The sequence below is a fragment of the Aeromicrobium sp. PFPM2_SD2 genome, from assembly GCF_057364525.1.
This window is the reverse complement of record NZ_JBNFNZ010000223.1, coordinates 1-3,982: the sequence shown is the minus strand read 5'-3', so window position 1 is coordinate 3,982 and position 3,982 is coordinate 1. Positions and strand designations below refer to the sequence as shown.

3 protein-coding genes are annotated in these 3,982 nt (G+C 73.3%); all 3 read left to right on the top strand.

The features are described 5' to 3' along the window. Positions 1-454 (top strand): biliverdin-producing heme oxygenase (locus AC2W7G_RS10745; protein ID WP_485868422.1); only part of this gene is annotated, 454 nt, incomplete at its 5' end. A 52-nt stretch (positions 455-506) separates the two neighbouring features. Continuing rightward, the gene (locus AC2W7G_RS10740; protein WP_485868421.1) at positions 507-1,877 is read left to right on the top strand and encodes an NAD(P)H-quinone dehydrogenase; all 1,371 of its coding nucleotides are present in this window, start codon (positions 507-509) and stop codon (positions 1,875-1,877) included. 481 nt (positions 1,878-2,358) lie between these two features. After that, positions 2,359-3,930 (top strand): N-acetylmuramoyl-L-alanine amidase, encoded by a 1,572-nt coding sequence (locus AC2W7G_RS10735; RefSeq protein ID WP_485868420.1) that lies wholly within the window; start codon positions 2,359-2,361, stop codon positions 3,928-3,930. Positions 3,931-3,982 lie beyond the last annotated feature (52 nt).

Genomic DNA, 3,982 nt, shown 5'->3' with positions numbered 1-3,982 from the left:
ACCCCGCTCGTGGCCGCGGTGCGCGACGAGGCGCTCGAGCGGCTTGGCCGCGATCGACGCCGACCTCGACCACTGGGCCCGGCACGCGACGCCCGGTCTGAACAGCGCGGCGACGGCCGCGTACGCCGAGCGCATCGAGCAGGCCCGCACCTGGGGCGGTCTCTACGTCGCGCACCACTACACGCGCTACCTGGGCGACCTCTCCGGCGGCCTGGCCATCGGCCGCATCGTCGGGCGCACGTACGGCGTCGGTCCCGAGGCGCTGGGCTTCTACGCCTTCCCCGGCATCGAGAAGCCCAAGCCGTACAAGGACGGCTACCGCGCCCGCCTGGACGCCCTGCCGCTGGACGCCGAGCAGAAGGCCCGCGTGCTGGCCGAGGTGCGGGCCGGGTTCGCGCTCAACACCGCGTTCTTCGCCGAGCTGGCCGGGCGCCTGGACGAGTACCGCGCCTGAGCCGCGCGAGCCGGTTCGCGTCCCCGGCGGGCGCTGCGGGACAATGGCGCACGTGACTCACGTGGCGATCATCGGTGGCGGACCCGGCGGCTACGAGGCGGCGCTCGTCGCCCGCAGGCTCGGGGCGGACGTGACCCTCGTCGAGAAGACGGGGATCGGCGGGTCGACGGTCCTGACCGACTGCGTGCCGAGCAAGACGCTCATCGCGACCTCGGACTTCCTCACCGAGGTCGCCGGCGCCAACGAGCTGGGCGTGCAGGTCCCGCGCGAGGTCAAGGCCGACATGGCCGCGGTCAACGCCCGCGTGACCTCCCTGGCCGAGGCGCAGTCCAGCGACATCGAGCACCGGCTGCGCGAGATGGGCACCCGCATCGTCGACGGCACGGCCGTGGTGGCCAGCCCGTCGCAGGTCGAGGTCGAGTCCGGCGGCGCGCGCGAGGTCGTGGACGCCGATGCGATCCTGGTCGCCACCGGCGCGCACCCGCGGGTCAGCCCCGACGCGATGCCCGACGGCGAGCGGATCCTCACCTGGGAGCAGCTCTACGGCCTCACCACCCTGCCCGAGCACCTCGTCGTCGTCGGCTCCGGCGTCACGGGCGCGGAGTTCGCCAGCGCCTACAACGGCCTGGGCGTCGAGGTCACCCTGGTCTCCAGCCGCGACCGCGTCCTGCCCGGCGAGGACGAGGACGCCGCCAACGTCATCGAGGACGTCTTCCGCCGCCGCGGCATGCACGTGCTCGGCCGCTCGCGCATGCAGTCGGTGGTGCGCGACGGCGACACCGTCACCGTGACGCTGACCGACGGCCGCACGGTGCAGGGCTCGCACTGCCTGCTGGCCCTCGGCTCCATCCCCAACACCCGCGACCTGGGCTTGGAGGAGGCCGGCGTCCGGCTCGACGACGGCGGCTTCGTCAAGGTCGACAAGGTCTCGCGCACCCACGCCCGCGGCATCTACGCCGCCGGCGACTGCACCGGCGTGCTCATGCTCGCCTCGGTGGCCGCGGAGCAGGGCCGCATCGCCATGTCCCACCTGCTCGGCGACGCCGTGCACCCCCTGGACCTGCGCAAGATGTCGAGCAACATCTTCACCTCGCCCGAGATCGCCACGGTCGGCCTGTCGCAGAAGGCGATCCAGGAGCAGGGCATGCTCGTCGACGTCGCGAGCTACCCCCTGGCGTCCAACGCCCGGGCCAAGATGCAGGGCATCCACGACGGCTTCGTCAAGCTGTTCGCCCGCCGCGGCGTGGGCACGGTCATCGGCGGCGTCATCGTCGGGCCGCGCGCCAGCGAGCTCGTCCACGTGCTCTCGCTGGCCGTCTCGGCGTCGCTGACCGCCGACCAGGTGGCCGGCGCGTTCACGGTCTACCCGTCGCTGTCGGGCTCGGTCGCCGAGGCTGCGCGCCACCTGCACACGACGATCTGAGCCCTCCGGGCGGACGTTCCCTCGGCGAGACCCCTCAGATCGGGGTTCCCGCCTGCCGATGGTTGAAGGCATAATCCTCTCTGGCAACTCCTGTCACACCAGCATCACCTGCCGCATGCCCACCAGGATTGGACTTCCCCCATGCAGACCTGGCGCTTCGTCCGTCGCCTCACCGTGACCACCGCCGTCTTCGGCGTCCTCGGCGTCGCGGTCCTCACGAACCCCCCGCAGGACACCGTCGGCGGCGACGAGCAGGTGCAGGTCCAGCCCCCCGCGGAGACGACGGCGCCGGAGCCGACGCCCGCCGCCGAGCCGACCGAGGAGCCCGCGCCCGCGCAGGAGGAGCCGAGCACGTCGCGCGGCGCCGGAGACGGCCGCCGGAGCCGACGCCGGAGACGACGGCACCCCCGGCCGAGGCCGAGGCCGGGATCGAGGAGCCGTCGTACCGGCGGCGAGGGCCAGCGAGCCGCAGCTGCGCACGGTGCAGGTGCCCGCCACCCGCACGTCGGCCCAGGCCACCGGCGGCTCGCGCCCGGTCGTGGCCGAGGTCGTCCGCGAGGACGTCAAGGGGTTCTCGCTGGTCGGCGTCACGTGGGCCGGCGGCAGCGGGGCCGAGGACGTCGTCGTCGACGTCCGCACGCGCCAGGACGGCACGTGGAGCGACTGGGAGAGCATCGAGGTCGAGCCCGGCTCGGGCAAGGTCGAGGGCACCGACGGCATCTGGGTGGGTGACTCCGACGGCGTCGCCGCCCGCTTCCGCAGCAGCAACGGCGTGGTGCCCCAGGACCTGGCCATCGCCATGGTCGACCCCGGCGAGGCCGAGCAGGTCGTCGAGCCCGAGACCGTGCTGCCCGACGAGACGGTCACGCCCGAGGGCGCCGAGCAGGACCCCGACGCCGTCGACGCCGACCCGATCGAGCTGGTCTCCGCGGCCACCGACGGACGTCCGTCGTTCACCGCCCCGCCGCCGATCATCACCCGCGCCCGCTGGGGCGCCAAGGCCGCCCGCGCCTGCGACTCGCCGCGCGTGGCCAACCGCACCGTCGGCGTCGTCCTGCACCACACCGCCGGCGCCAACAGCTACACCAAGGCCCAGTCGGCCTCCATCGTCCGCAGCGCGCAGAAGTACCACATGGACGCGCTGGGCTGGTGCGACATCGGCTACAACTTCCTGGTCGACAAGTACGGCCAGATCTTCGAGGGCCGCGCCGGCGGCGTCACCAAGATGGTGCGCGGCGCCCACGCCGGCGTCGCGGCGGTCAACCAGTACACCGTCGGCGTCTCGATGATGGGCAACTACGAGACCGCGTCGCTGACCGAGCCGCTCAAGAACGCGGTCGTGAAGCTCGTCGGCTGGCGCATGGCCACCCACTACCTGCCGGCCAAGGGCACGGTGAGCATCGGCGGCCGCACGTACCAGCGCATCATGGGCCACCGCGACGTCAAGGCCACCGCCTGTCCCGGTCGCTACGGCTACGCCTGGCTCACCCAGCGCGGCGGCCTGCGCGACCGGGTGGCGAACTACATCGCCGGCTACAACACGGCGGTGAAGCGCTACGCCCAGCGGCTCGGCACCGCACGCACCGGCTACGTCTACTACGGCGAGACGCAGACCGGGGGCGGCTACCGCACCATCTTCACCAAGGCCGAGGTCTACTCCAAGAGCGGACGCGGCACGCGGGTGGTCGAGGGCAAGATCCTGCAGCGCTTCGCCGGCCTGGGCCGCGACGTCGGCGTCATGGGCTTCCCGCGGACCGCGGTGCTGTCGGCCACCGGGCGCTACCAGCGCTTCGACGGCGGCACGATCTACCAGCGCACGACCCGCACGTCGGCCTACGCCGTCCACGGCACCGCCGAGAAGCTCTACCGCACGCTGAGGGAGACGCGCGGCGTCCTGGGCTACCCGACGGCGTCCGAGCGCAAGCTGTCGTCGCGGACGTACCGGGCGTACTTCTCGAAGGGCCGCATCGACGTCGACATCCGCACCGGCACCGCCCGGGCGTACGACAAGAGGGGCAAGTACCTGCGCGGCCGCTCCGGGGCCCGTCGCTGAGCAAAGGGGCCTGCCGCGGCCGACCGCCGGGGGCCCCGCGCCCCGGCCGTCG